The 22,773-nt window shown below is 67.7% G+C and carries 24 protein-coding genes and 1 riboswitch; of the genes, 13 read left to right on the top strand and 11 right to left on the bottom strand.

Annotation, left to right across the window (positions count from 1 at the left end):
- Positions 1–84: 84 nt before the first annotated feature.
- The 3 genes from motB to msrB form a co-directional block, all read right to left on the bottom strand.
- Positions 85–1,023, bottom strand: a complete 939-nt coding sequence (gene motB / locus VER16_RS09760) for a flagellar motor protein MotB (protein ID WP_324807617.1) — start codon at positions 1,021–1,023, stop codon at positions 85–87.
- Between the two features lie 3 nt (positions 1,024–1,026).
- Complete coding sequence (motA, locus tag VER16_RS09755) at positions 1,027–1,881, bottom strand: flagellar motor stator protein MotA (RefSeq protein WP_324807615.1); 855 nt, start codon at positions 1,879–1,881, stop codon at positions 1,027–1,029.
- A 90-nt stretch (positions 1,882–1,971) separates the two neighbouring features.
- On the bottom strand, positions 1,972–2,439 hold the full coding sequence (msrB, locus tag VER16_RS09750) for a peptide-methionine (R)-S-oxide reductase MsrB (RefSeq protein ID WP_324807612.1): 468 nt from the start codon (positions 2,437–2,439) through the stop codon (positions 1,972–1,974).
- A gap of 139 nt (positions 2,440–2,578) precedes the next feature.
- Here msrB and VER16_RS09745 point away from each other — a divergent pair, with 139 nt between their 5' ends.
- Together VER16_RS09745 and VER16_RS09740 are read left to right on the top strand one after the other, a co-directional pair.
- Complete coding sequence (locus VER16_RS09745) at positions 2,579–2,962, top strand: classical arabinogalactan protein 4 (protein ID WP_324807610.1); 384 nt, start codon at positions 2,579–2,581, stop codon at positions 2,960–2,962.
- A gap of 114 nt (positions 2,963–3,076) precedes the next feature.
- Positions 3,077–3,265 carry a lana protein gene (locus VER16_RS09740; RefSeq protein WP_324807608.1) on the top strand — a complete coding sequence of 63 codons (189 nt, stop codon included), beginning with the start codon at positions 3,077–3,079 and terminating at the stop codon, positions 3,263–3,265.
- 71 nt (positions 3,266–3,336) lie between these two features.
- On the opposite strand, the gene VER16_RS09735 is transcribed toward VER16_RS09740, so the two are convergent.
- Positions 3,337–3,816 (bottom strand): winged helix-turn-helix transcriptional regulator, encoded by a 480-nt coding sequence (locus tag VER16_RS09735; protein WP_200733436.1) that lies wholly within the window; start codon positions 3,814–3,816, stop codon positions 3,337–3,339.
- A 149-nt stretch (positions 3,817–3,965) separates the two neighbouring features.
- On the opposite strand from VER16_RS09735, the gene VER16_RS09730 reads away from it, so the two are divergent.
- The gene (locus VER16_RS09730; protein WP_324807604.1) at positions 3,966–5,270 is read left to right on the top strand and encodes a D-amino acid dehydrogenase; all 1,305 of its coding nucleotides are present in this window, start codon (positions 3,966–3,968) and stop codon (positions 5,268–5,270) included.
- Positions 5,249–6,319, top strand: coding sequence for an alanine racemase (gene alr / locus VER16_RS09725; RefSeq protein ID WP_324807603.1), 1,071 nt, complete (start codon positions 5,249–5,251; stop codon positions 6,317–6,319). Before VER16_RS09730 ends, alr begins: the two co-directional genes overlap by 22 nt.
- 356 nt (positions 6,320–6,675) lie before the next feature.
- Here the strand turns inward: alr and VER16_RS09720 are convergent, their stop codons facing one another.
- Positions 6,676–7,242 carry a DUF3016 domain-containing protein gene (locus tag VER16_RS09720; RefSeq protein WP_324807601.1) on the bottom strand — a complete coding sequence of 189 codons (567 nt, stop codon included), beginning with the start codon at positions 7,240–7,242 and terminating at the stop codon, positions 6,676–6,678.
- A gap of 244 nt (positions 7,243–7,486) precedes the next feature.
- On the opposite strand from VER16_RS09720, the gene VER16_RS09715 reads away from it, so the two are divergent.
- A complete protein-coding gene (locus tag VER16_RS09715) occupies positions 7,487–9,478 on the top strand; it encodes an ATP-binding protein (protein WP_324807599.1) in 1,992 nt (663 codons plus the stop codon).
- Positions 9,479–9,524: 46 nt separating this feature from the next.
- Positions 9,525–9,818: a DUF3247 family protein gene (locus VER16_RS09710; RefSeq protein WP_324807597.1), complete on the top strand. Its 294-nt coding sequence runs from the start codon at positions 9,525–9,527 to the stop codon at positions 9,816–9,818.
- Between the two features lie 77 nt (positions 9,819–9,895).
- Here the strand turns inward: VER16_RS09710 and VER16_RS09705 are convergent, their stop codons facing one another.
- Positions 9,896–10,159, bottom strand: a complete 264-nt coding sequence (locus VER16_RS09705; protein ID WP_324807595.1) for a hypothetical protein — start codon at positions 10,157–10,159, stop codon at positions 9,896–9,898.
- A 158-nt stretch (positions 10,160–10,317) separates the two neighbouring features.
- Here VER16_RS09705 and VER16_RS09700 point away from each other — a divergent pair, with 158 nt between their 5' ends.
- The 3 genes from VER16_RS09700 to VER16_RS09690 are packed head-to-tail and all read left to right on the top strand — an operon-like array spanning position 10,318 to position 12,760.
- Positions 10,318–11,382: a class I SAM-dependent methyltransferase gene (locus VER16_RS09700; RefSeq protein ID WP_324807593.1), complete on the top strand. Its 1,065-nt coding sequence runs from the start codon at positions 10,318–10,320 to the stop codon at positions 11,380–11,382.
- Positions 11,379–12,080, top strand: a complete 702-nt coding sequence (locus VER16_RS09695; RefSeq protein ID WP_324807591.1) for a pseudouridine synthase — start codon at positions 11,379–11,381, stop codon at positions 12,078–12,080. Before VER16_RS09700 ends, VER16_RS09695 begins: the two co-directional genes overlap by 4 nt.
- The gene (locus VER16_RS09690) at positions 12,077–12,760 is read left to right on the top strand and encodes an HAD family phosphatase (RefSeq protein WP_324807589.1); all 684 of its coding nucleotides are present in this window, start codon (positions 12,077–12,079) and stop codon (positions 12,758–12,760) included. Before VER16_RS09695 ends, VER16_RS09690 begins: the two co-directional genes overlap by 4 nt.
- 131 nt (positions 12,761–12,891) lie before the next feature.
- Here VER16_RS09690 and fabB read toward each other — a convergent pair whose 3' ends face one another.
- Positions 12,892–14,100, bottom strand: a complete 1,209-nt coding sequence (gene fabB, locus VER16_RS09685) for a beta-ketoacyl-ACP synthase I (protein ID WP_079220497.1) — start codon at positions 14,098–14,100, stop codon at positions 12,892–12,894.
- Complete coding sequence (fabA, locus tag VER16_RS09680; RefSeq protein WP_324807588.1) at positions 14,100–14,615, bottom strand: 3-hydroxyacyl-[acyl-carrier-protein] dehydratase FabA; 516 nt, start codon at positions 14,613–14,615, stop codon at positions 14,100–14,102. The genes fabB and fabA overlap by 1 nt, the downstream gene beginning before the upstream one ends.
- A 191-nt stretch (positions 14,616–14,806) precedes the next feature.
- On the opposite strand from fabA, the gene dinB reads away from it, so the two are divergent.
- The gene (gene dinB, locus VER16_RS09675; protein ID WP_324807587.1) at positions 14,807–15,874 is read left to right on the top strand and encodes a DNA polymerase IV; all 1,068 of its coding nucleotides are present in this window, start codon (positions 14,807–14,809) and stop codon (positions 15,872–15,874) included.
- Between the two features lie 325 nt (positions 15,875–16,199).
- Here the strand turns inward: dinB and VER16_RS09670 are convergent, their stop codons facing one another.
- Together VER16_RS09670 and VER16_RS09665 are read right to left on the bottom strand one after the other, a co-directional pair.
- Positions 16,200–17,114 (bottom strand): MBL fold metallo-hydrolase, encoded by a 915-nt coding sequence (locus VER16_RS09670; protein WP_324807585.1) that lies wholly within the window; start codon positions 17,112–17,114, stop codon positions 16,200–16,202.
- 84 nt (positions 17,115–17,198) lie between these two features.
- Positions 17,199–17,837 carry an NAD(P)-dependent oxidoreductase gene (locus VER16_RS09665; protein ID WP_324807583.1) on the bottom strand — a complete coding sequence of 213 codons (639 nt, stop codon included), beginning with the start codon at positions 17,835–17,837 and terminating at the stop codon, positions 17,199–17,201.
- Positions 17,838–17,945: 108 nt separating this feature from the next.
- Between VER16_RS09665 and VER16_RS09660 the strand changes: the two genes are divergently transcribed.
- From VER16_RS09660 to gph, 3 genes are read left to right on the top strand one after another with little or no spacing between them, the layout of a single operon-like run.
- A complete protein-coding gene (locus VER16_RS09660; RefSeq protein WP_324807581.1) occupies positions 17,946–18,875 on the top strand; it encodes a LysR family transcriptional regulator in 930 nt (309 codons plus the stop codon).
- Positions 18,872–19,663, top strand: a complete 792-nt coding sequence (locus tag VER16_RS09655; protein ID WP_324807578.1) for a class I SAM-dependent methyltransferase — start codon at positions 18,872–18,874, stop codon at positions 19,661–19,663. The genes VER16_RS09660 and VER16_RS09655 overlap by 4 nt, the downstream gene beginning before the upstream one ends.
- Before the next feature lie 60 nt (positions 19,664–19,723).
- On the top strand, positions 19,724–20,380 hold the full coding sequence (gene gph / locus VER16_RS09650; RefSeq protein ID WP_324807576.1) for a phosphoglycolate phosphatase: 657 nt from the start codon (positions 19,724–19,726) through the stop codon (positions 20,378–20,380).
- Between the two features lie 193 nt (positions 20,381–20,573).
- Here the strand turns inward: gph and btuB are convergent, their stop codons facing one another.
- Positions 20,574–22,421 (bottom strand): TonB-dependent vitamin B12 receptor, encoded by a 1,848-nt coding sequence (gene btuB, locus VER16_RS09645; RefSeq protein WP_324807574.1) that lies wholly within the window; start codon positions 22,419–22,421, stop codon positions 20,574–20,576.
- Between the two features lie 116 nt (positions 22,422–22,537).
- A riboswitch (cobalamin riboswitch) is annotated at positions 22,538–22,760 on the bottom strand.
- Positions 22,761–22,773: the final 13 nt, after the last annotated feature.

The raw sequence follows: 22,773 nt of genomic DNA, 5'->3' as shown, positions 1-22,773 counted from the left end.
AAACGGAAAGACCGCCATTGTACTGCCCTTGGTAGGTGCGGACCTTGGTCCGCACGCGTTCCAATCAAGGGATCCGACCCCGGATCAAGGGGCCTCACCCTGCGCGGCCTGCACGTCCGGGTCGGCCACGGGGGCCGACAGCCCCACCTGCGGGCCGGCACCGGCCAGGGCGGCCTCTTCGGCGGCCTTGGTCATCACCACGATGCTGATACGGCGGTTGATCGGGTTCTGCGGGTCGGCCTTGTCGAACAGCACCGAGGAAGACAGCCCGACCACGCGGGTGATCTTGCTGTCCTCCATGCCGCCATCGACCAGGGCACGGCGCGCGGCATTGGCACGGTCGGCGCTCAGTTCCCAGTTGCCATAGCCGCGGGCGGCCGAATAGGCGGTGATGTCGGTATGGCCGGTCAGGCTGATGCGGTTCGGTACGTGGTTCAGGTACTCGGCCAGCTCGTGCAGGATCTGCTGGGTATAGGGCTTCAGCGTGGCGCTGCCGAGGTCGAACATCGGCCGGTTCTGCTTGTCCACGATCTGGATGCGCAGGCCTTCCGGGGTCAGGTCCAGCAGCAGCTGGTCCTTGAACGGTTCCAGTGCTTGGCTTTTGCTGATGGCTTCCTGCAGCTCCTTCATCAGCTGCTCCAGCTGCTGCTTGTCGCGCTGCTGCTGGTCCACCGGCTGCGGCACGGCCTCCTTCTGGTTCTGGAAGGGGTCGTTGCTGTTGCCGCGCGAGACATCGGTGGCGCCGCCCAGCTTGATCATCGACGTGCTGGCCCCGCCCGGCCCGGCCATGCCCGGTGCCGGCGTCGGGCTCTGCCCGGACAGCGGGCTGGGGTTGCGGAAGTATTCGGAGATCGCCGCGCGCTCGGGCTTGCTGGTGCTGGCCATCAGCCACAGCACCAGGAAGAAGGCCATCATCGCGGTCACGAAGTCGGCGTAGGCCACTTTCCACGAGCCACCGTGGTGGGCGGCATGGCCGCCTTTCTTCACCCGGCGGACGATGACGGTGGGCTTGGTCTCGGCCATGGCTTACTTGACCGTCTTCAGGTGCTGCTCGAATTCGGAGAACGGCGGGCGCACGTTCGACGGCAGGGTCTTGCGGGCAAATTCCAGCGCGATCTTCGGGTTGTAGCCGCGCAGGCAGGCCAGCAGCGCCGTCTTCACCGATTCATAGATGCGGCTGTCCTGCTCGGCGCGGGCTTCCATTGCTGCAGCCATCGGGCCGACGAAGCCGTAGCCCAGCAGGATGCCGAGGAAGGTGCCCACCAGCGCGCCGGCCACGTGGCCGCCGACCTCGACGATGTCGCCGCCGATGGAACCCATGGTGATGACGATGCCCAGCACCGCCGCCACGATGCCGAAACCGGGCAGGCCGTCGGCCACCTTGGTCAGCACCTGCGAGGGGGCCATTGCTTCGGCGTGGTGCTTTTCCAGCTCCAGTTCCAGCAGCGGTTCCAGCTCATGCGGCTCGATGTTGCTGCCGATCATCAGGCGCAGGCAGTCGGTGATGAAGTCGATCAGGTGGTGGTCGGCCTGGACCTTGGGGTAGTTGGCGAACAGGGCGCTCTCGGCCGGGCGCTCGACATGGTCTTCCAGCGACATGAAGCCCTCGCGGCGGGCCTTGTTCAGCAGCTCATAGAGCAGGCTGAGAACGTCGATGTAGTCCTGCTGCTTGTAACGCGGGCCCTTGAACACGCCGACCATGGCCTGCAGGGTCTGCTTGACCGTCTTGGCCGGGGTGCCGACCAGGAAGGCGCCGAGCGCGGCACCACCGATGATGACCAGTTCGTAGGGCTGCCAGAGGGCACCCAGGCGGCCGTGGGCACCGAGGTAGCCGCCGAGCACGCTGATGATGACGACCAGGAATCCAACGATGATGAGCATGGCGCGACGCAAGGAGGGGGGATATCTCCTTGTCGGCCCGCACCCGCTGTTTCTGAAGAGGGAATTCTGTGAAGTCGGTCGACGGGGTGGTCAGCCCGCCGTGCCGGTCTCGGCGCCGCCGCGCTGCAGCGGATTGGGCCACGGCTCACCGTTGCCGGCGAACGAAAGTGAGACCGAGTTCAGGCAGTGGCGCTCGAACGTGGGCGGCGGGCCGTCCGGGAACACGTGCCCCAGGTGGCTGCCGCAGCGGGCGCAGGTGATCTCGGTGCGGACCATGCCGTGGCTGGTATCGCGGATTTCAGTGACGTGCGCCGGGTCGTAGGGGGCGAAGAAGCTCGGCCAGCCCGTTCCCGAATCGAATTTGGTGCTGGAGCGGAACAACGGCAGCCCGCACATCCGGCAGCAGTAGACGCCCTCGCGCTTGTTGTCCAGGAACACGCCACAGAACGGGGCCTCGGTCCCGTGCTGCAGCAGCACGCGGCGTTCTTCGGCGCTCAGGCCGGCCACCAGGGCGTCGGTCTGGGCGGCGTTGGGGGGCGTCAGGTCGAAAGCACTCATGCCGGCTCTCCGTGGGAATGTGGCCTGGGGATGCCCGCAGACGTGGGGGTGCGGGCCCGCCGTTGCAAGTGTGATGGCCATTCATGGCCGGCACACGGCGCTGGGCGCATGGTGGGGTTCTCACACGATGGAGCGTGCCATGAAACCGCATCTTGCCCTGCTGTTGTGCGCCCTGCTGCCGCTGGCTGCCCAGGCCCAAATGCCCACGTCGTCCAGCCCGACCGCCACGCGCAGCAGCAACAGCGTGAACCCGCCGCCGGTCGCGCCACAGCCCGCCCCGCGCCCGGCCAACCCCGATCTGCCGGTGCAGGTGCCGCGCCAGCAGGCGCAGCCGATCCGGTCGACCGGCCCGGCCCAGGTGACCCCGGCGCCGGCGTCGCGCGCACCGGACAAGGTGTATGACCGCAACGGCCGCATCGTGCCCGGGGTGAAGCCGGCCGGCCCCAACCGCGTATTTGATTCACGCACCGGCCGCTACTACGACAGCGTACCGGCTGCGGATGGGCAGCAGATCAAACCGTGATGTGCGTCATGCGGGGCTGAACCCACGAAAACGACACCCGCACGATCACTGGTTTTTCGCCTGCGATTAACCCCTTCGGGACCACCGTGGCCCTGCAGCGGCAACCGCCGTTGTATGTCCTTTGTCCATTGGATCGCGATCATGAAAAACCAGCAGAACCGTCATCCCGGCAAGGAGCAGCAGGGCCAGAACCGCAGCCCGCAGCAGCAACAGCAGCAGATGGACGCGCAGCAGCCGCAGAAGGGCGGCAAGCAGCAGGAGCAGCGCCAGCAGGGGTCGCAGAAGCACCCGCAGCAGCGTTGACAGAAGCTCGTTGACAGAAGCTGGGGTCAGAGCCCGCCGTGCGGGATCTGGCCCCATCCCGGCCCAGGCGCTCAATCGGCGATCGGCAGCGCCCAGGTCTCCTTCACTTCTTCCATCACGATGTAGCTCTTCGATTCGCGCACATGCGGCAGGGTCAGCAGGGTGCTGCCCAGCAGCTTGCGGTAGCTGGCCATTTCGCTGATGCGGGCTTTGAGCAGGTAATCGAAATCGCCCGAGACCAGGTGGCATTCCAGCACGTTGGGCAGCTTCAGCGCCGCGCGCCGGAACTCTTCGAAGATGTCGCCGGACTTGTAGGCCAGGCTGATCTCCACGAACACCAGCAGGCTGGCTTTAAGCGCCGCAGGGTCCAGGTGCGCGTGGTAGCCGGTGATGATCCCTTCGCGTTCCAGCCGGCGCACACGCTCGGTGCAGGGGGTGGTCGACAGGCCGACCCGTTCACCCAGCTCGGTGAAGGAAATGCGGCCCTCGGCCTGCAGGATGCGCAGGATTCTGCGGTCGATCTTGTCCAGCTCGCGGGGGCGTGTGGCCATGGCCGTCAACCTCGATGGGTGAATTGCAGGAAAACATCCTGCCGCAAGCATGCAAATCAGGCAAATCAACCGGTATCGCAGGCATATACTTCCCTGATTATGCTCCCGGCGTGCTCAAACGCAGGGAATCATCGGGTTGGAGAGTTCCCATGCGAGTCCTCGTTCTCGGCAGCGGCGTGATCGGCACCACCAGTGCCTGGTACCTGCGGCAGGCCGGCTTTGAAGTCACGGTCATCGACCGCCAGCCCGGCCCTGCGCTGGAAACCAGCTTTGCCAACGCCGGCCAGCTGTCGTTCGGCTACACCTCGCCGTGGGCCGCCCCCGGCGTGCCGAAGAAGGCCATCGGCTGGCTGTTCGAAAAGCATGCGCCACTGGCGATCAAGCCGGGCATGGACCTGGCCCAGTACCGCTGGCTGTGGCAGATGCTGCGCAACTGCACCCACGAGCGCTACGCCATCAACAAGGCGCGCATGGTGCGCATGTCCGAATACAGCCGCGACTGCCTGAACGAGCTGCGCGCGCAGATCGGCATCGAATTCGAGGGCCGCGACCTGGGCACCACCCAGCTGTTCCGCACCCAGCAGCAGCTGGACGCCTCGGCGCAGGACATCGAGATCCTGGCCCAGTACGGCGTGCCCTATGAAGTGCTGGACCGCGCCGGCATCATCCAGGCCGAACCGGCCCTGGCGCATGTGGATGGCCTGGTGGGCGCCCTGCGCCTGCCGCGTGACCAGACCGGCGACTGCCAGCTGTTCACCCGCCGCCTGGCGCAGATGGCCGCCGATGCCGGCGTCGAGTTCCGCTATGACCAGGACATCACCGGCCTGCAGGTCGAGGGTGACCGGGTGACCGGCGTGCGCATCGGCAACCGCGTGGAAACCGCCGACCGGGTGGTGGTGGCGCTGGGCAGCTATTCGCCGCAGATGGTGGCGCCGCTGGGCATGCGCCTGCCGGTGTACCCGCTGAAGGGCTATTCGCTGACCCTGCCGATCACCGACCCGGCGATGGCCCCGACCTCGACCATCCTGGACGAGAGCTACAAGGTGGCCGTCACCCGTTTCGACAATCGCATCCGCGTGGGCGGCATGGCCGAAGTGGCTGGTTTCGACCTGTCGCTGTCGCAGCGCCGTCGCGAGACGCTGGAGCTGGTGGTGCGCGATCTCTACCCGAAGGGCGGTGACCTGGCCAAGGCCGAGTTCTGGACCGGCCTGCGCCCGGCCACGCCGGACGGCACGCCGGTCATCGGTGCAACCCCACTGCGCAACCTGTACCTCAACACCGGCCACGGCACGTTGGGCTGGACCATGGCCTGCGGCTCCGGCCGCTACCTGGCCGATCTGATGAGCGCGCGCCAGCCGCAGATCAGCACCGAGGGCCTGGATATCTTCCGTTATGGCCAGTACGGCCACGCCCCGCAGCAGGAGAGCCGCGCATGCGTCCTGCCCGCGCGCTGATCGACCTGGGCGCGCTGCGCAGCAACTACCGGCTGGCCCGCGAACTGGGCGGCGGCAAGGCGCTGGCGGTGGTCAAGGCCGATGCCTATGGCCACGGCGCGGTGCGCTGCGCACAGGCGCTGGAAGGCGAGGCCGATGGCTTTGCGGTGGCCACCATTGAAGAAGCGCTGGAACTGCGCCAGGCCGGCATCCGTGCGCCGATCCTGCTGCTGGAAGGCATCTTCGAAGCCAGCGAACTGCCGCTGGTGGCCGAGCATGACCTGTGGTTCTCGGTGGGCTCGCCGTGGCAGGTGGAGGCGCTGGCCGCCTTCGACAGCCCGCGCCCGCTGACGGTGTGGCTGAAGCTGGACAGCGGCATGCACCGGCTGGGCCTGGACGTGGCCGGCTTCCGCGCTGCGCACGCGCGCCTGTCGGCGCTGCCGCAGGTCGAGCGCATCGTGATGATGACCCACCTGGCGCGCGCCGATGAACTGGACAGCGAGCGCACCCATGAACAGGCCGCCACCTTCAAGGCGGCCATCGACGGCCTGCCGGGCGAAACCAGCGTGTGCAATTCGCCGGCCCTGCTGGGCTGGCCGGACGTGCGCAGCGACTGGGTGCGGCCGGGCCTGATGCTGTACGGGGCCAACCCGCTGCCGGACGACACCACGCTGACCGCGCGCCTGCGCCCGGTGATGACCATGCAGTCGCAGGTGATCGCCGAGCGCTGGATCGATGCCGGTGAGCCGGTGGGCTATGGCGCCCGCTTCGTGGCCAAGGCCCGCACCCGAGTGGGCGTGGTTGCGCTGGGCTATGCCGACGGCTATCCGCAGTTCGCGCCGAACGGCACCCCGGTGCTGATCGACGGCCAGCCCGGCGGGCTGATCGGCCGCGTGTCGATGGACATGCTCACCGTGGACCTGACCGCGCATGCGAAGGCCGGTATCGGCAGCGTGGTGGAGCTGTGGGGCACGGCGCCGACCCTGGCCGAGCTGGCCCCGCGCTGCGGCGTCAGCGCCTATCAGCTGCCGTGCGCGGTCAAGCGCGTGGCCCGGGTTTACCAGGACTGAAGTGATGCCGGCCAGCGGCCGGCACTACCGTACAGCGCTCTGGTAGATGCCGACCTTGGTGGGCAGGTTTTTCGCGCGATGCCGGCAGGTCAGGCCGTGCTCTGGTAGATGCCGACCTTGGTCGGCAGGTTTTTCGCGCGATGCCGGCAGGTCAGGCCGCGCTCGGGTAGATGCCGACCTTGGTCGGCAGGTCTTTCGCGCGGTGCCGGCAGGTCAGGCCGCGCTCTGGTAGATGCCGACCTTGGTCGGCAGGTTTTTCGCGCGATGCTGGCAAGGCGCCAACCAAGGTTGGCAGCTACCACGGCAGGCCGTGCCTGGACCTGGCCCATCGGCATCGAGACGATGCCGGCCAATGATCAACGTGCCGCGGTTGCCTGGGTGGTCAACTGGCGCTTCACCCAGTCATCGATCAGGCGCTTTTCGAAGCGCAGCGGATCACTGTCGCTGCGCACTCCGATGTTGTGCAGGTAGCCGCTGTCGCTCAGCTTGGCTTCGCCTTCGTCGATGATGCCGCCGCTGGCGTCCTTCAGCGTGTACTGCAGCGTGATGCGTGGCGGGTAGATGTCACGCATGATCCGGATGTCGCTGCCGCGCGGGCCGTGCCAGGGCTCGTAATCACCCGCACGCTTGACGTCGACCAGGGTCACATCCAGCGTCTGCCCGGGCTGCAGGGGCTTGGCCGCGCTGGTCTGCACGTAGCGCGCCAGCTGCTGCACCCAGTCGCCGCGCTCGGCTTCGAAGCGGTTGCTGCTCTGGCGGATCTCGGTGAACTGGGCCGGGTCATTCCACTTCACGCTGACCGGGCCCTTGGCCTCCAGCGCCCGCGGGGCCTGTGGATCGGTGACGGTGCGTGGCGCAGCGGCAGCGCTGCCCATGGCCAGGGCGCCAGCCAGCAGCAGGGCGGCGGAAAGCGAGCGGTTCATGGCGGTCTCCTGCGCCCGATGATCGGGACGTTCTAGGGGTACAGCGCGAGTGTGAGCCTGGAGGGAGGCCTCAGCAATGGTCCATTGCGTCATATACGACAGCAGTTGTCGCCAATTCATGGTCGTCAACCCTGACTGACGGCGCTTGACGCTGTGAATACGCGCTCTGGAAGATGCTGTACCTCCACCCGGTTCGTCTCCCACGCCCTTGTCCACACAGCCGCCCCTCGTCGAGCGCGCGCCCATGATGGCGTCGGCGCCCGAACCCGACCTGCATCACGGCGTGCTTGAGCACATCAATGCTGGCTTCTGCGTGATCCACGTCATGTTCGAAGGTGAGCAGGCGGTGGACTACCGCTTCCTGGAGGTCAATGAGGCCTTCGAGCGCCATACCGGCCTCAAGGGCGCCAAGGGCAAGCGCATGACGGTGCTGGAACCGCAGCATGAACGTGACTGGTTCCGCATCTACGGTGAAGTGGCGCGGACCGGCCAGCCGGCGCAGTTCGAGATGGATGCGCGCGCGCTGGGCCGTTCGTTCGCGGTGGATGCCGTGCGCGTGGGGGAGCCGGGCGAGGACAAGGTGGGCATCCTGTTCTTCGACGTCACCGCGCGCAAGCAGATTGAAGTGGAACTGGGTGAAAGCGAGGCGCGCTTCAGCGCCCTGGCCGACGGATTGCCGATGCCGGTCTGGGTGCTGGATGAGCGTGGCCATGCCCGTTTCGTCAACAGTGCCTTCAGCGAATTCTTCGGTGGCGACGAGACCCGCGTGCCGGAAGACGTCTGGCGCGGCCTGGTGCATCCCGATGATGCCTCGGTATTTGAATACGAGCTGCAGGAAGCGCTGAAGGCGCAGCGGTCCATGCATGCGCTGGTGCGCGCGCAGCGCGCCGATGGACAGTGGCGCTGGCTGGAAATGAACGCGCGGCCGCGCTTCTCGCGCATGGGCCGCTTCATCGGCCTGGCCGACAGCAGCCCGGACGTGACCGAGCGGCGCGAGATCGAACTGGCCCGCGAGGAGCTGCTGCAGTCCGAACGGGCCGCGCGCAGTGCCGCCGAAAACATGGCACGGCTGAAGGACGAATTCCTCGCCACGCTGTCGCACGAACTGCGCACGCCGCTGACCACCATCCTGGGCTGGAGTGAACTGCTGCTGCAGCGGGTGGACAACACCAGCCCGCTGTACAAGGGTCTGAACGTGATCGCCAGCAGTGCGGCAGCACAGAAGCGCCTGATCTCGGACATGCTGGACCTGAGCAGCATGCTGCTGGGCAAGGTGCAGCTGGAAGTGGAAGTGCTGGACCTGGGCGCGCAGTTGACCGAGGCGATCGGCGCACAGGAACCAGTGGCAGAGGGCAAGGCGCTGGACGTCACCCTGCAGCTGCCCGAGCAGCCCTGCCTGGTGCTGGGCGATGCCACGCGACTGCAGCAGGTGTTCTGGAACCTGCTCTCCAACGCCATCAAGTTCACCCCGGCCGAAGGCCGCATCGAAGCGCAGCTGCGCGCCGACGGTGCTTACTGGACGATGACCCTGCGCGATACCGGCGATGGCATCGCGCCCGAATTCCTGCACCACCTGTTCAGCCGTTTCCGCCAGGCCGATGGCACCACCACGCGCCGCCATGGCGGGCTGGGCCTGGGCCTGGCCATCGTGCAGCAGCTGGTGGAACTGCACGGCGGCACGGTCAGTGCGGCCAGCGAGGGCCATGGCCATGGCTCGACGTTCACCGTGCGCCTGCCGCAGTACATTCCCGATGCCGACCGCCGTCCGCTGCGCGAGGTGTTCAGCGGGCCGATCCTGGAACCGACGGTGGTCGAGCCGTACCCGCTGCGCGGCCTGCACCTGCTGGCCGTGGAAGACCAGCCGGAAGTGCTGGAGTACCTGCGGCGCATGCTGGAAGAGCAGGGCGCCAGCGTCTCGGCGGTCGGTTCGGCCGGTGAAGCGCTGGCCCTGCTGGCTGACAGCGGCCACCTGCAGTACCACGTGATGCTCACCGACATCGGCATGCCGGGCATGGATGGCTATGGCCTGGTGCGCACGCTGCGCGAGGACATGGGCGTGGAGGCGACCGACCTGCCGGCGGTAGCGGTGACCGCGCTGGCCCGTGCCGATGATCGCCGCCGCGCGCTGGCCTCGGGCTTCCAGGAACATGTGGCCAAGCCGTACTCGGTGGCCCAGCTGGTGTCGGCGGTGCGCAGCGTACGCCCCATGCGTGCCAGCACCCCGCCATTGCACTGAGCATTCACGACCGATCGGCGAACCTGCCCGGCAAGGAGGTTCACCGATGTCCCGTATTGCTCCGCGTATCCATACCGACCCGGCGCAGATCGCGCGCCTGGAAGCCCTGTTGCCGCAGCTGGGGGGGGAATGGCAGGTGCAGGTGACCCTGCACGATGGCCGCCGCCTGCTCGGCACCGTGGCCGTGCGCCCGACCCTGCAGCAGTACCGCAACGAAGCGGGCGATGAAGGCAGCAATGGCCAGCTGCGCCTGGACGACTACGACAACCCGGTACAGCAGCATCATGTCTGGCTGGATGAGATCGCCAGCGTCAGCCGGCTGCCGCCGAAGGTGCCTTGATCGGATGTAGCGCCGAGCCCATGCTCGGCTGCCGGCTGCGCCGCCGCCCGAGCATGGGCTCGGGCGCTACAAGGACGTCAATGCTCGAACACGGTCGGTGTTGCCTCGAACCGCCGCGCATAGGCGCGTTCGTCGGCTACCCGGGCGACCTCCGCATCGGCCAGATCCGGCGCACCGTAGACCGCATAGGCCACGCTGCCATCGGCGCCATGGCCGACCTGGTGCAGGCGGTAACGCGAGTGGCCACCACCAGTGTCTTCCGGATAGTGCACGGGCGGATGGCTGCCTTCCAGGTCCATTTCACTGTTGTCGACCACTCCACCGACGAACAAGGCGCGCATGCGGGTTCTCCTGGGGTTTGCTGGGGGAGCCCTTACCCTGAACGCTTTGATGTTGTCGGCACATCAACAGCCCGTTGAAGTTTCGCAAATCGGCCCGCCGGGGCCGACCCGGCCAAGCCGGTACAATGGTCGGCCCCAAGCTTGAAGTACCTGCGCCGATGGCCTCCAGCGACGACGCCCCCCTGCAGACCCTGTTCCTGCCGTTCAGTTCCGGTGCCCTGCGCTGGCCCGAGGGCCCGGTGGCCTTCCTGCGTGCCCGCGACGGCTGGCCGTTGCGCGAGATCGCCGGCAACCGCGAGGTGCACTGCGAGCAGAGCTTCGCCCCGTTTGCCGGGCCGCTGCAGCAGGCCAATGGCTGGACCGTCAGCGGCCAGATCGACGACGCCGCCGGCAAGGGCCGCTATCCGCTGGTGCTGGTGCTGCCGCCGCGCCAGCGTGAGGAAGCCCGCGCCCTGTTTGCCCGCGCCCTGGCGCTGGTGGCCGAGGGCGGCCGCATCGTCGCCTGCCAGTCCAACAACGAGGGCGCCCGTTCCGGCGAAGGCGACCTCAAGCAGCTGACCGGCCTCGGCGGCTGCCTGACCAAGAACCACTGCCGCGTGTACTGGACCGCGCCGCTGCAGGGCCAGCACGATGCCGACCTGGCCAAGCGCTGGAGCGCGCTGGATGTGGTGCGACCGATCGTCGGCGGCCGCTTCCTCAGCCGCCCGGGCGTGTTTGCCTGGGACCGCATCGACCCGGCCTCGGCGCTGCTGGCCGAGCACCTGCCGGGCGACCTGGCCGGTCGCGCCGCCGATCTCGGCGCCGGCTATGGCTATCTGTCGCGCGAACTGCTGGAACGCTGCCCGAAGATCACTGCGCTGGACCTGTACGAGGCCGAACAGCGTGCGCTGGCCCTGGCTGAGCTGAACCTGGCGCCGCCGCCGCGCGCGCTGCCGCTGCGTTTCCTGTGGCGCGACGTCACCGCCGGCATCGAGCCGGGTTACGACGTCATCATCAGCAACCCGCCGTTCCACACGCCCTCGCGCGCCGACCGTCCCGACATCGGCCAGCGCTTCATCGCCGTGGCCGCGCAGGCGCTGTGCCCGGGCGGTCGCCTGTACGTGGTGGCCAACCGCCACCTGCCCTACGAACACACCCTCAACGACAGCTTCGGCGCGGTACGCGTGGTCGCCGAGCGCGATGGCTTCAAGCTGGTCGAAGCGGTGAAGGGGAAGGGCAAGTGAAGCTGGTCAAGCACATCGCCAACCTCGGCTATGGCAGCCGCAAGCAGGTGCAGTGGATGTTCCGCGAAGGTCGCATCACCGATGCCGACGGTGAAGTCCTGTATGCCGATGACCAGGTGCCGCACGAGGCGATCCGGGTTGATGGAGAACCGCTGGACCCGCCGCCGGGCCTGTCGCTGGCGCTGTACAAGCCGGCTGGCTACACCTGTTCGACCAAGGACACCGGCCGACTGATCTACGATCTGCTGCCGCCGCGTTTCCGCGACCGTGACCCGGTGCTGTCCACCGTCGGCCGCCTGGACCGCGAGACCAGCGGCCTGCTGCTGCTGACCGACGATGGTGGCCTGCTGCACCGGATCATCTCGCCCAAGTCGAAGCTGCCCAAGGTCTATGAGGTGGAACTGGCCGAAGACCTGCGCGGCGATGAAGTGGCGCAGTTCGCCAGCGGCACGCTGATGCTGGAAGCGGAGAAGACGCCGCTGCTGCCGGCTGAACTGGAGGTGCTGGGCCCGCGCAAGGCGCGCCTGGTGCTGCACGAAGGCCGCTACCACCAGGTACGCCGCATGTTCGCCGCCACCGGCAACCACGTGCAGGCCCTGCACCGCAGCCGCGTGGGCGGCCTGGACCTGCAGGGGCTGGACGAAGGCCAATGGCGGATGTTGGCCGCCACCGACCTGGACACGCTGTTCGCTCCATGACCGCCATCACTGCGCTGCCGTTCCTGCCGGAGGCCGTCATCTTCGACATGGACGGCCTGATGATCGACAGCGAGCGGGTGTCCATCGCCTGCTGGAGCGAGGCGGCCGCTGAGTTGGGACTGCCGCTGGACGCGACGTTCTTCGTGCGCATGGTCGGCCTCGGCGACCGTGACAGCCAGGCGCTGCTGCGCGGGCAGGGCGTATCGGATGCGATGATCGAGGCGATGGCCGCGCGCTGCCACGACCTCTACGAGGCGCGCACGCAGACCGGCCTGCCGTTGCGGCCGGGCATCCTGCAGCTGCTGGCACTGCTGAAGGTGCACGGCATTCCGCGTGCCGTGGCCACCACCACGCGGCAGCCGCGGGCCAACCGCAAGTTGGCCGCGGCCGGCCTGCTGCCGTACTTCGATGCGGTCATCACCAGTGGTGATGTCGCCCATCCCAAGCCGGCGCCGGATATCTATCTGCTGGCCGCGCAGCGGTTGGGGAAAGCACCCGAACGCTGCCTGGCGCTGGAGGATTCACCGGCCGGCACGCGCGCCGCGGTGGCCGCGGGCATGACCGTGATCCAGGTGCCGGACCTGGTGCCTCCGGATGAAGCCCTGCGCGCACTGGGCCACCGCATCGTCGGCTCGCTGGTGGATGCACACGCGCTGCTGGTGCCGCTGCTACCGGAATAACCGGTGGGTGCCAACCTTGGTTGGCACGCTCCACCGCTCTGGTAGGTGCCAACCTTGGTTGGCACAGTCGAGCAAGCTCGACTCTACGCCTTGACGGGTGGGTGCCGACCGTTGGTCGGCACGCCTTTCAATCAAACGCGGCCGAACACCAGGGCTGCGTTCGTACCACCGAAACCGAAGCTGTTGGACATCACTGTATCCAGCTTCTGCTCGCGGCTCTCGCGCAGGATCGGGAAGCCTTCCACCGCCGGGTCCAGCTCGGTGATGTTGGCCGAACCGGCCACGAAACCATCGCGCATCATCAGCAGGCAGTAGATCGCCTCGTGCACGCTGGCCGCGCCGAGCGAGTGGCCCGACAGCGCCTTGGTCGACGACAGCGGCGGCACCGCATCGCCGAACACTTCGCGGATCGCGCCCAGCTCGGTCACGTCGCCCAGCGGCGTCGAGGTGCCGTGGGTGTTGAGGTAATCCAGCGGACGGTCGACGTTCTGCAGCGCCATCTTCATGCAGCGCACCGCGCCCTCACCGGACGGAGCCACCATGTCGGCACCGTCGGAGGTCACGCCGTAGCCGATCAGCTCGGCATGAATGCGCGCGCCGCGGGCCACGGCGTGGTCGTAGTCTTCCAGCACCAGCATGCCGCCGCCACCGGCAATGACGAAGCCGTCGCGGTCCTTGTCGTACGGACGCGAGGCGCTGGCCGGGGTGTCGTTGAAGCTGGTCGACAGCGCGCCCATCGCATCGAACATCACGCTCATCGACCAGTGCAGGTCTTCGCCGCCACCGGCGAACATGATGTCCTGTGCGCCGTGGCGGATCATGTCGGCAGCCGCGCCGATGCAGTGCGCCGAGGTCGCGCAGGCGGCCGACAGCGAGTAGCTGACGCCCTTGATCTGGAACGCGGTGGCCAGGCAGGCCGACACGGTGGAGCACATCGTGCGCGGCACCATGTACGGGCCGACCTTGCGCACGCCACGGGCACGCAGCAGGTCAACCGCACCCACCTGCCATTCGCTGGAGCCACCGCCGGAACCGGCGATCAGGCCGGTGCGCAGCGCACTCACCTGTTCCGGCGACAGGCCGGCATCGGCGATCGCATCGCGCATGGCGATGTAGGCAAACGCAGCCGCATCGCTCATGAAGCGCTTCTGCTTGCGGTCGATCTGCGCATCCAGGTCCAGGTCCACGCGGCCGCCGATCTGGCTGCGCAGGCCGGCTTCGGCGTGGTCGGGCAGGGCGGTGATACCGGCGCGGCCTTCGCGCAGCGCCGAGGAAACGGTATCCAGATCATTGCCCAGGCACGAGGTGATGCCCATGCCGGTGATGACGACGCGACGCATCAGAAGCTCCCGGTTTCAGTGAACAGGCCCACGCGCAGGTCGCGGGCGTTGTAGATCTCGCGGTCGTCCACGTACATGCGGGCATCGGCCTGGGCCATCACCAGCTTGCGGTTGATGACGCGGCTGATGTCGATCTCATAACGCACGAGCTTGGCTTCCGGCAGCACCTGGCCGGTGAACTTCACTTCGCCACAGCCCAGGGCGCGGCCCTTGCCGGGCGCACCCAGCCAGGTCAGGTAGAAGCCGGTCAGCTGCCACATGGCATCCAGGCCCAGGCAGCCGGGCATCACCGGGTCGCCGATGAAGTGGCAGCCGAAGAACCACAGGTCCGGGCGGATATCCAGTTCGGCACGCACCATGCCCTTGCCATGCGGTCCGCCGTCCTCGCGGATGTCGGTGATGCGGTCGAACATCAGCATCGGGTCGTTGGGCAGACGGCCGGCGGCGGCGCCGAACAGTTCACCGCGGGCGCTGGCCAGCAGCTGGTCGCGGTTGAACGCGTGGAGACGAGTCATGGAAAGCGCAATCCTGGAGGCGAAAACGAGGCAACAAGTCCCCGAGGATGCACGACGGTTGCAACGGGAATCAAACCGCCGCACCGTACGCGTGCGTAGTGTTTTCCCCGGGAATCACGCATCCCGTTGATGCACAACGACCATACTTTGCCGTCTGGACAGGTACGGTGCGGTTATCATGTCGGCCAACCATGAACGCACTGCGCAAGATCATCCACGTCGACATGGACGCCTTCTACGCGTCGGTGGAGCAGCGCGACGATCCATCGCTGCGCGGCAAGCCGGTGGTGGTGGCCTGGCGCGGTGCCCGTTCGGTGGTGTGCGCGGCCTCCTACGAGGCGCGCGTGTTCGGCGTGCGCTCGGCCATGCCGGCACTGCGCGCCGAGCGCCTGTGCCCGGACGCGATCTTCGTGCCGCCGGATTTCGCGCGTTACAAAGCGGTGTCACGCCAGGTGCGCGAGATCTTCCTGCGCCATACCGACCTGGTCGAGCCGCTGTCGCTGGACGAGGCCTACCTGGACGTGACCGCGCCCAAGAGCGGCATCGAACTGGCCACGGAAATCGCCCGCACCATCCGCGCGCAGATCCGCGAAGAGACGAACCTGACTGCTTCAGCCGGCATCGCGCCGAACAAGTTCCTGGCCAAGATCGCCTCGGACTGGCGCAAGCCCGATGGCCAGTTCGTCATTCCGCCGCAACGCGTGGATGCGTTCCTGCTGACCCTGCCGGTGAAGAGCGTGCCGGGCGTGGGCAAGGTGATGGAAGGCAAGCTGGCCGAGCGCGGCATCCTCACCTGTGGTGACCTGCGCAACTGGACGCTGCCGGACCTGGAAGAGAATTTCGGCAGCTTTGGTCGCAGCCTCTACAACCGCGCGCGCGGCATCGACGAGCGGCCGGTGGAACCGGACCAGCAGGTGCAGTCGATTTCCTCCGAGGACACCTTCGCCGAAGACCTGCTGCTGGAAGACCTGGGCGAGGCCATCGTGCAGTTGGCCGAGAAGACCTGGCATGCCACACGGAAGACCGAACGCATCGGCCACACCGTGGTGCTGAAACTGAAAACCGCCCAGTTCCGCATCCTTACCCGCAGCTACACCCCCGACCGCCCCCCGGAATCGCTGCAGGAACTGCGCGACATCGCCCTGTCCCTGCGCGCACGCGTCGACCTTCCCGCCGACACCCGCTACCGCCTGGTCGGTGTCGGTCTGGGCGGATTCCGCGATAAGGAACCGGTGGTGCAGGGCGAGTTGTTCGATTGAGGCAGTCGAGCACGGCTCGACGCTACAGAAGCATCCACGCATGGCGTGGATCTACTGCCTTGTAGCGATGGGGTCAGAGCCCGTTGCGCAGCAACGGGATCCGACCCCGTGCTGTTCCGACAGATCGCGGGAAACTGTCGAAGGCGGGGTGGGTCCGGTTGCGGGGGCGTGAGCGCCATGGATGGCGCGACCGAGCCTCCATGGACGGATTCACGGCGTCCCCCGCAACCGGACCCACCCCGCCAACCCAAAGATGCTCAGCTGTTGATCTTGACCTTGCTTCGGCGGGTGCAGGGCGCAGCCCTGCAAAAAGAAACCACCTACCTTATGGCCACTGCATCTCGCCCTTGGCCACCTTCGCACTCAGCTCCAGCGATTCCACGCCTGCCAGGGTGGGGTAGCGCGCCCGCATCGCCTGCACCAGTGCCGCACCGTCCTTCGCCTTCGCCGCTTCCACATCGAAGGCACGGATGTAGTCCGCCGTAAACCGCAGCGCGCTCGCATCCAGCGCCGCACCCGGTGCGTAATGACCCGGCACCACCACCTCCGGCTTCAGTGCCTGCAGCCGCTGCAGCGTCTGCAGCCAATCGGCATGCGACTGCGGCGTCTGCGTATCGGCCATCCACACGTGCTCACCGGCCACCACCGGAATGCCGCCGACGATCGCACGCAGCGACGGCACCCACAGCACCGTGCGGCCCGGGGTCGGACCCTCCAGGCCGATCAGCGGCAGGCGTTGGCCTTCCAGCTGCAGCGCATCGCCGTCCAGCACCTGCGGCACGACGATGCGCGCGGGCACATCAGCCCCCATCTTCGGGCCCCAGTACGCCAGCTTGACGGCCTGGGTCTGCTCGATATGGGCGACGGTCTGCGCGGTGGCGACGATGCGTGCCTGCGGGAAGGCATCCTGCAGCGTGGCCAGGCCGAAGTAGTAATCCGGATCGCCGTGGCTGATGTAGATCGTGGTCAGCTGCTTGCCGCTGGCGCGGATCTTTTCGACCACTGCACGCGCATCGCTGGCGGCGAACTGCGCATCGACCAGGATCGCCTCATGGCGGCCTTCGATCAGCACCGATGACACGGAGAACATCGCCTGCGGGCCGGGATGGAAGGTCTGCAGGTGCAGCTGTGAGTGTTTCGCCGAGGTGGCGGCAGCGGGCGCGGCCGGCGCAGCCAGCAGCGGTGCACTGGCGAAACCCGCAGCCAGCGCGAGGGGAAGCAGCAGGGCAGCAGTACGCATCAACGAATCCTCGTAGCGTCGAGCTTGCTCGACGGGATACCTGGGCAGTCGAGCAAGCTCGACTCTACGACGTCGCAGACGTCATCAATACGCCGCAGTGATGATCTGCTTCGGGTACTTCGCCGCTTCCAGCTCGGCCACGAAGGCGGCACCGTAATCGGCGTAGCTGATGCGACTGTGGCCGCTGGCATCGGCGAGGAAGGTCTTCGCCTGCACGCGGTACTGGCCACGCTCGTCGCCCGGGCCGATTTCCGCGGCCGGCGAGAAGAAGGTCCAGTCCAGGTCATCCACGGCCTGCAGGCGCTTCAGTGCTTCACGCGCGGCCAGTGCGTAGGGCTTGTAGGCGGCCGGGAAATCCGGGGTGTCGACCAGCTGCACGCCCGGCGCGATTTCCAGGCTGCCGGCACCACCGACCACCACCACGCGCGGCACCCTGGCCTGGCGTGCGGCGGCGACCAGCTGGTCGGCCACGGTGGCGATCTGGGCGATGTCATCGCCGGGGCGCGGGCCGTAGGCGCTGGCCAGTACATCGTGGCCGGCAATGACCGCAGCCAGTGCGTCGGTGTCGTCCAGCGCGGCGATGGCCAGCTGGGCACCGGCCAGTTCGGCCGGCAGGTCCTTTTCACTGCGGACCACGGCCGTGACCTGGTGGCCGTTGGCAAGCGCGTGGCGGGCGATCTGGCGGCCGATGTTGCCGGTGGCACCGATGAGGGCAATCTTCATGGCAGGACTCCTTGGGGCGGAATGGGGTGGGAACGAGGCCACTGTAGGCCGCTGCAGTTGATCGAAAAACAGCGTATAACGCGCTTGTTTGTTGCATGGATCGAGCAGATGGACCGATTGACCGCCATGACCGTGTTCGTCGAAGTGGCCGAGCGCGGCAGCCTGACCGCCGCCGCCGAGGTGCTGGACATGTCCCGCGCCATGGTCAGCCGCTACCTGGCCGAAGTGGAGGGCTGGCTGGGCGCGCGCCTGCTGCACCGGACCACGCGGCGGATCAGCCTGACCGGCGCCGGTGAAGCCGCGCTGGCGCGCTTCCGGCAGATGCTGGCCATCGGCGAGGAACTGCAGGGCGAACTGGCCAGCGACGATCCCGAGCCGCACGGCACCCTGCGCATCACCGCCAGCGTGTCGTTCGGGCAGAGCCATCTGGCCCGTGCGGTGGCCGCCTTCGTGCAGCGCCACCCGGCGGCGCGCATCGAGCTGTTGCTGGTCGACCGCATGGTCAACCTGGTGGAGGAGCGCGTGGACCTGGCGGTGCGCATCGCGCGCCAGATCGACCCGAGCCTGATTGCGAGGCGCCTGGCCACCTGCCGCTCGGTGCTGTGCGCCACGCCGGCCTACCTGCAGGCGCATGGCACGCCCAGCGCGCCGGAACAGCTGCCCGCGCACAACTGCCTCACCCATCATTACGTGGGAAAGAGCCTGTGGCAGCTGCACCGCGACGGCCGCGCGCTGTCGGTGGCGGTGGGCGGCAACATCAGTGCCAACGAAGCCTCGCTGCTGCTGGAAGCAGTGCGCGCCGGCGCCGGCATCGCCATGCTGCCGACCTACCAGGTGGCACCGCTGCTGCGTTCGGGCGAACTGGTGCAGCTGCTGCCGGCCTATGAACTGGACGAGCTGGGCATTCATGCCGTGTACGCATCGCGTCGACAGCAGCCCGCTATCATGCGGCGGTTCCTGGATTTCCTGGCCGAGTGTTTTGCCAGCCCGGACTTCCAGGATCTGGATTGGCGCCCAGCGATCAAGGAGGACACATGAACCATGGACAGGCACTGCTCGACCACAACCGCGCGGCGTGGGACCGGCAGGCACGCGAGGCATGCGACTGGTCACGCCCCGTTGATGCCGGGACCATCGCCGCCGCCCGCCAGGGCCGCTGGCAGGTACACCTGACGCCCTGCGCGCTGCCGCTGGACTGGCTGGGCGATGTGCGCGGCCGCCGCATCCTCTGCCTAGCCTCGGCCGGCGGCCAGCAGGCCCCCGTACTGGCCGCTGCGGGCGCGGTGGTCACCGTGTTCGATCTGTCCGACGGCCAGCTGGCGCAGGACCGCAGCGTGGCCCAGCGCGAGGGTCTGTCACTGCGCACCGTGCAGGGCGACATGCGCGACCTGCATGCCTTCGCCGATGGCAGCTTCGATGTGGTGTTCCATCCCATTTCCAATCTGTACGTGCCCGATGTGCGCCCGGTCTGGGCCGAGTGCCAGCGGGTGCTGGCCAGCGATGGGCTGCTGCTGGCCAGCTTCTACAACCCGGTGGTGTTTGTCGGTGCGCGTGATCCGCAGCTGCAGGAACAGGGGCTGATACGCCCGCGTTTTGCCATTCCGTATTCGGACCTGGAAGACCTGCCCGCCGACGAGCGCGAAGCCAAGCTGGCGCGCGGCGAAGCGCTGACCTTCGGCCACAGCCTGGGCGAACTGATCGGTGGCCAGCTCGATGCCGGCTTCGTGGTCGAACGCTTCATGGAAGACTGGCAACCACGCCCGCGCTTCCTGATCGACCGCTACCTGCCCACGTTCCTGGCCACGCGTGCACGCCGGATCGGTTGAGGCGGCGGGGTTGCAGGGAGGGCGTACAATGGACGGCCCGCGTCGTACAGGTGTCGTCCGTTGTCGTATCCCTATTCGTTGGTGGTGTTTGATCTGGACGGCACGCTGGTGGACAGTGCGGCTGATATCGCCGAAGCACTGAACCGCACGCTGGAAGACATCGGCCTGGCCCGCGTGCCTGAAGCCACCGTGCTGGGCTGGATCGGCGATGGCGTGCGTCGGCTGGTGGAGCAGGCGGTGCACGCCGCCGGTCGTGACATCGATCTGGCCGAGGTGATGCCGACGTTCATGGTGCATTACCGTGAGTGCCTGCTGCGCAGCCCGCGCCTGTTCGACGGCGTGCCCGAAGCGCTGGCCCTGCTGCGCACGCGTGGCGTGCCGCTGGCCATCTGCACCAACAAGCCGGCCGCGCTGGTGCCGCCGCTGCTGCAGCACCTGGGCATTGGCGATGCATTTTCGCTGGTGCTGGGCGGCGATTCGCTGCCGCAGCGCAAGCCCAGTGGCGAACCGCTGCGGCATATCGCCGCGCACTTCGGGCTGGCAGTCGACGCCTGCCTGATGGTCGGTGATTCGCTTACCGACTACCGTGCCGCCGAGGACGCGGGCATGCCGATCGCACTGGTGCGCTACGGCTACCCGCGTGGCCTGGACCTGGAAAAGGCACACGCCGTGGCCGTGATCGACGACCTGCGTGAACTGCCCGGGCTGCAGCGCTGACGCACTGGGTAGTGCCGGCCGCTGGCCGGCACCCCGTTGCTGCTGATGCGGCCCTGTAGAGCCGAGCCTACGCCCGGCTGCTTTCGGCGCGAACCGCGCAGCCGAGCACGCTCGACGCCACGAACTGGATGCCCAGCCGAGCATGGGCTCGGCTCTACAGCAGAACGACGCCATGCGTCGATGCCGAAGCCCGTTACTTCGGCTGGTAACGCACGCTCAGCTGGTATTCGCGGCCCGGCTGGTTGAACCACGCCACGGTCTCGTAGCGGCGGTCGAACACATTGGCCGCGCGCGCCAGCAGCGACCACGTTGGCGTCAGCGCGTATTCCACGCGCAGATCCAGGGTGCCGTACCCACCCAGCTTCACCGTGTTGCTGGCATCGTCGTAGCGCTTGCCCGCGCCCTGCACGGTCAGCCCGGCGCGGACATCACCGAAGCGGCGGTCCACGTCCAGGCGCGCGGTCTGCTGCGCGCGGCGCGGCAGCCAGTTGTCGAACTGGGCACTGCCAGCGGTGCGGTTGCGCGGATCGGTGTAGCTCAGCTGGCCATTGATGTCGAAGCCGACCAGCACCACGCCTGCGGTCAGTTCGGCACCGCGGATCCGCGCCTTCTCGACCTGCTGCATCATGAAGGTCGCCGCATCGTAGGTGATCAGGTCATCGATGCGGGTTTCGTACACGTCCACGCCCCAGTGCCAGCCCTGGCCATGCTGCGACAGGCCGATGTTGGCGCTCTTCGACTTCTCCGGGTCCAGCGTCGGCACGCCGCTCCACGGGTCATACAGGTCGCTGAAGGTCGGTGCCTTGAACGCGGTGCCGTAGCTGGCATTCACGCGCAGGCCGTGGCCCAGGTCCATCGCCCAGCCGAGGCTGCCGGTGGCGTGGTTGCCGAACTGCGCGTTGTCATCATTGCGTGCGCTCACCTGCAGCTGGTGGCGGCCGAAACGGCCCTGGTACTGCACGAACACGCCGGTGTTGCGGCGGCTGTCGACCAGATAACCCGCGCTGCTGCCATCCAGGTTGTCCTCGCTCCAGTCGACGCCGGTGCTCAGCAGCTGGCCCTCGGCCAGGCCGATGTCCGCCTGCAGCGATGCACTGTCGCGGTGCGTCTGCGCGCTGCCGAATGCACCGAAATCACCGTAGTTGTCCGATTCGTTGTCGCTGCGGCCGACGCTGGCGGTGAAGGCCAGGCGCTCGGACGGGGTGTAGCGCACCTTGCCGGACATCACCTGCTGCAGCGTTTCCGAATAGTTGTAGTAGCCGTCGTAGTGGTTCTCGCCTTCGGCGCGCAGGGCGCTGCCTTCCACGCTCCACTGCTCGTTGAAGGTGTAGCCGCCGCGCAGGCTCTTGGACAGGTTGCGGTAGCCATCGCGATCAGGCTCATCGGCATAGCAGCCGGTGAACAGCGTGGCCGAACCACGGCAGGCGTTGATGCCGTCGGTGTGCTGGTAGGCGATGTCGGCACCGAACCAGCCACGTTCGCCGCTGCCACCGATGCCGCCGCTGGCTTCGCGCAGGCCGTTGCTGCCGCCGCCAAGCTGGAAGTGCGGGCTGAAACCACCTGCATTGCGGCGGGTGAAGATCTGGATGACGCCACCGATGGCATCGGCGCCGTACAGGCTCGACTGCGGCCCACGCACGATCTCCACGCGTTCGATCTGCGCCAGCGGCAGGTCCTGGTACATCGCCAGGCCGAGGTCGGCGCTGTTGATGCGCACGCCATCGACCAGCACCACGGTGTGCGAGGAGTTGGTGCCGCGCAGGAACAAAGAACTCTGCTTGCCGAGGCCACCGGCGTTGGTGAGGTTGATGCCCGCGCGGCCGGCCAGCAGTTCCTGCAGCGAGGTGGCCTGGCTGGATTCGATCTGTGCGCGGTCGATCACCTGCGCCGGGGCGATGCTGTCCTGCAGGGCGATGGGGGTGCGGGTGGCGGTGACCAGCACCTGGTCCAGCGCGGCGGTGTCATCGCTGGCCTGCGCATGGGCCAGGGCGGGCAGGGCGGCCAGCACGGCCAGGGACAGCATTCGGGACTGCAGTTTCATCGGGAGGGCTCCGGGTGCCACGCACGCCCGCGTGGCGAAGGGGAGGAGCCGCGAACGCAGGCAGGCGCCGAAGCCGCGGCAGCACCGCGGTCATCCAGCGCCATGCCCACCGCATCGCGACCTGAGGCTTCCGGGCCGGTCTCCGGGCTTGCAGCCAGGTGGCGCGAGGCCACCGTCCAGGCGCCTTCCCATGCCGATGGCACAGTGGCGGTATTGCCTGGAACAGACGTGCTTACCGTTGCGGGGGCAGCGCCGGCCTGGCGTGTTGCCACGCGTCACCGGCTTCCCGTTTCAACCTGCCGGCCATGGCCGCAGGTCACCTGGAAGTGCGCGCAGTCTACGGCATCCCGGC

It is taken from the genome of Stenotrophomonas sp. (genome assembly GCF_035634915.1).
GTDB lineage: Bacteria > Pseudomonadota > Gammaproteobacteria > Xanthomonadales > Xanthomonadaceae > Stenotrophomonas.
The sequence above is the reverse complement of the archived record's forward strand: the minus strand, read 5'-3'. Positions and strand labels throughout refer to the sequence as shown.

What these genes read in the sequence shown, in the direction of transcription:
- VER16_RS09665 (WP_324807583.1), bottom strand. Translation starts at nt 17,837, where the DNA reads ATGAAGATTGCCCTCATCGGTGCCACCGGCAACATCGGCCGCCAGATC.
- btuB (WP_324807574.1), bottom strand. Translation starts at nt 22,421, where the DNA reads ATGAAACTGCAGTCCCGAATGCTGTCCCTGGCCGTGCTGGCCGCCCTG.
- VER16_RS09670 (WP_324807585.1), bottom strand. Translation starts at nt 17,114, where the DNA reads ATGCGTACTGCTGCCCTGCTGCTTCCCCTCGCGCTGGCTGCGGGTTTC.
- VER16_RS09710 (WP_324807597.1), top strand. Translation starts at nt 9,525, where the DNA reads ATGTCCCGTATTGCTCCGCGTATCCATACCGACCCGGCGCAGATCGCG.
- alr (WP_324807603.1), top strand. Translation starts at nt 5,249, where the DNA reads ATGCGTCCTGCCCGCGCGCTGATCGACCTGGGCGCGCTGCGCAGCAAC.
- fabA (WP_324807588.1), bottom strand. Translation starts at nt 14,615, where the DNA reads ATGACTCGTCTCCACGCGTTCAACCGCGACCAGCTGCTGGCCAGCGCC.
- VER16_RS09700 (WP_324807593.1), top strand. Translation starts at nt 10,318, where the DNA reads ATGGCCTCCAGCGACGACGCCCCCCTGCAGACCCTGTTCCTGCCGTTC.
- VER16_RS09720 (WP_324807601.1), bottom strand. Translation starts at nt 7,242, where the DNA reads ATGAACCGCTCGCTTTCCGCCGCCCTGCTGCTGGCTGGCGCCCTGGCC.
- VER16_RS09730 (WP_324807604.1), top strand. Translation starts at nt 3,966, where the DNA reads ATGCGAGTCCTCGTTCTCGGCAGCGGCGTGATCGGCACCACCAGTGCC.
- VER16_RS09705 (WP_324807595.1), bottom strand. Translation starts at nt 10,159, where the DNA reads ATGCGCGCCTTGTTCGTCGGTGGAGTGGTCGACAACAGTGAAATGGAC.
- dinB (WP_324807587.1), top strand. Translation starts at nt 14,807, where the DNA reads ATGAACGCACTGCGCAAGATCATCCACGTCGACATGGACGCCTTCTAC.
- motA (WP_324807615.1), bottom strand. Translation starts at nt 1,881, where the DNA reads ATGCTCATCATCGTTGGATTCCTGGTCGTCATCATCAGCGTGCTCGGC.
- msrB (WP_324807612.1), bottom strand. Translation starts at nt 2,439, where the DNA reads ATGAGTGCTTTCGACCTGACGCCCCCCAACGCCGCCCAGACCGACGCC.
- VER16_RS09740 (WP_324807608.1), top strand. Translation starts at nt 3,077, where the DNA reads ATGTCCTTTGTCCATTGGATCGCGATCATGAAAAACCAGCAGAACCGT.
- fabB (WP_079220497.1), bottom strand. Translation starts at nt 14,100, where the DNA reads ATGCGTCGCGTCGTCATCACCGGCATGGGCATCACCTCGTGCCTGGGC.
- VER16_RS09690 (WP_324807589.1), top strand. Translation starts at nt 12,077, where the DNA reads ATGACCGCCATCACTGCGCTGCCGTTCCTGCCGGAGGCCGTCATCTTC.
- VER16_RS09745 (WP_324807610.1), top strand. Translation starts at nt 2,579, where the DNA reads ATGAAACCGCATCTTGCCCTGCTGTTGTGCGCCCTGCTGCCGCTGGCT.
- VER16_RS09660 (WP_324807581.1), top strand. Translation starts at nt 17,946, where the DNA reads ATGGACCGATTGACCGCCATGACCGTGTTCGTCGAAGTGGCCGAGCGC.
- VER16_RS09735 (WP_200733436.1), bottom strand. Translation starts at nt 3,816, where the DNA reads ATGGCCACACGCCCCCGCGAGCTGGACAAGATCGACCGCAGAATCCTG.
- VER16_RS09715 (WP_324807599.1), top strand. Translation starts at nt 7,487, where the DNA reads ATGATGGCGTCGGCGCCCGAACCCGACCTGCATCACGGCGTGCTTGAG.
- VER16_RS09655 (WP_324807578.1), top strand. Translation starts at nt 18,872, where the DNA reads ATGAACCATGGACAGGCACTGCTCGACCACAACCGCGCGGCGTGGGAC.
- motB (WP_324807617.1), bottom strand. Translation starts at nt 1,023, where the DNA reads ATGGCCGAGACCAAGCCCACCGTCATCGTCCGCCGGGTGAAGAAAGGC.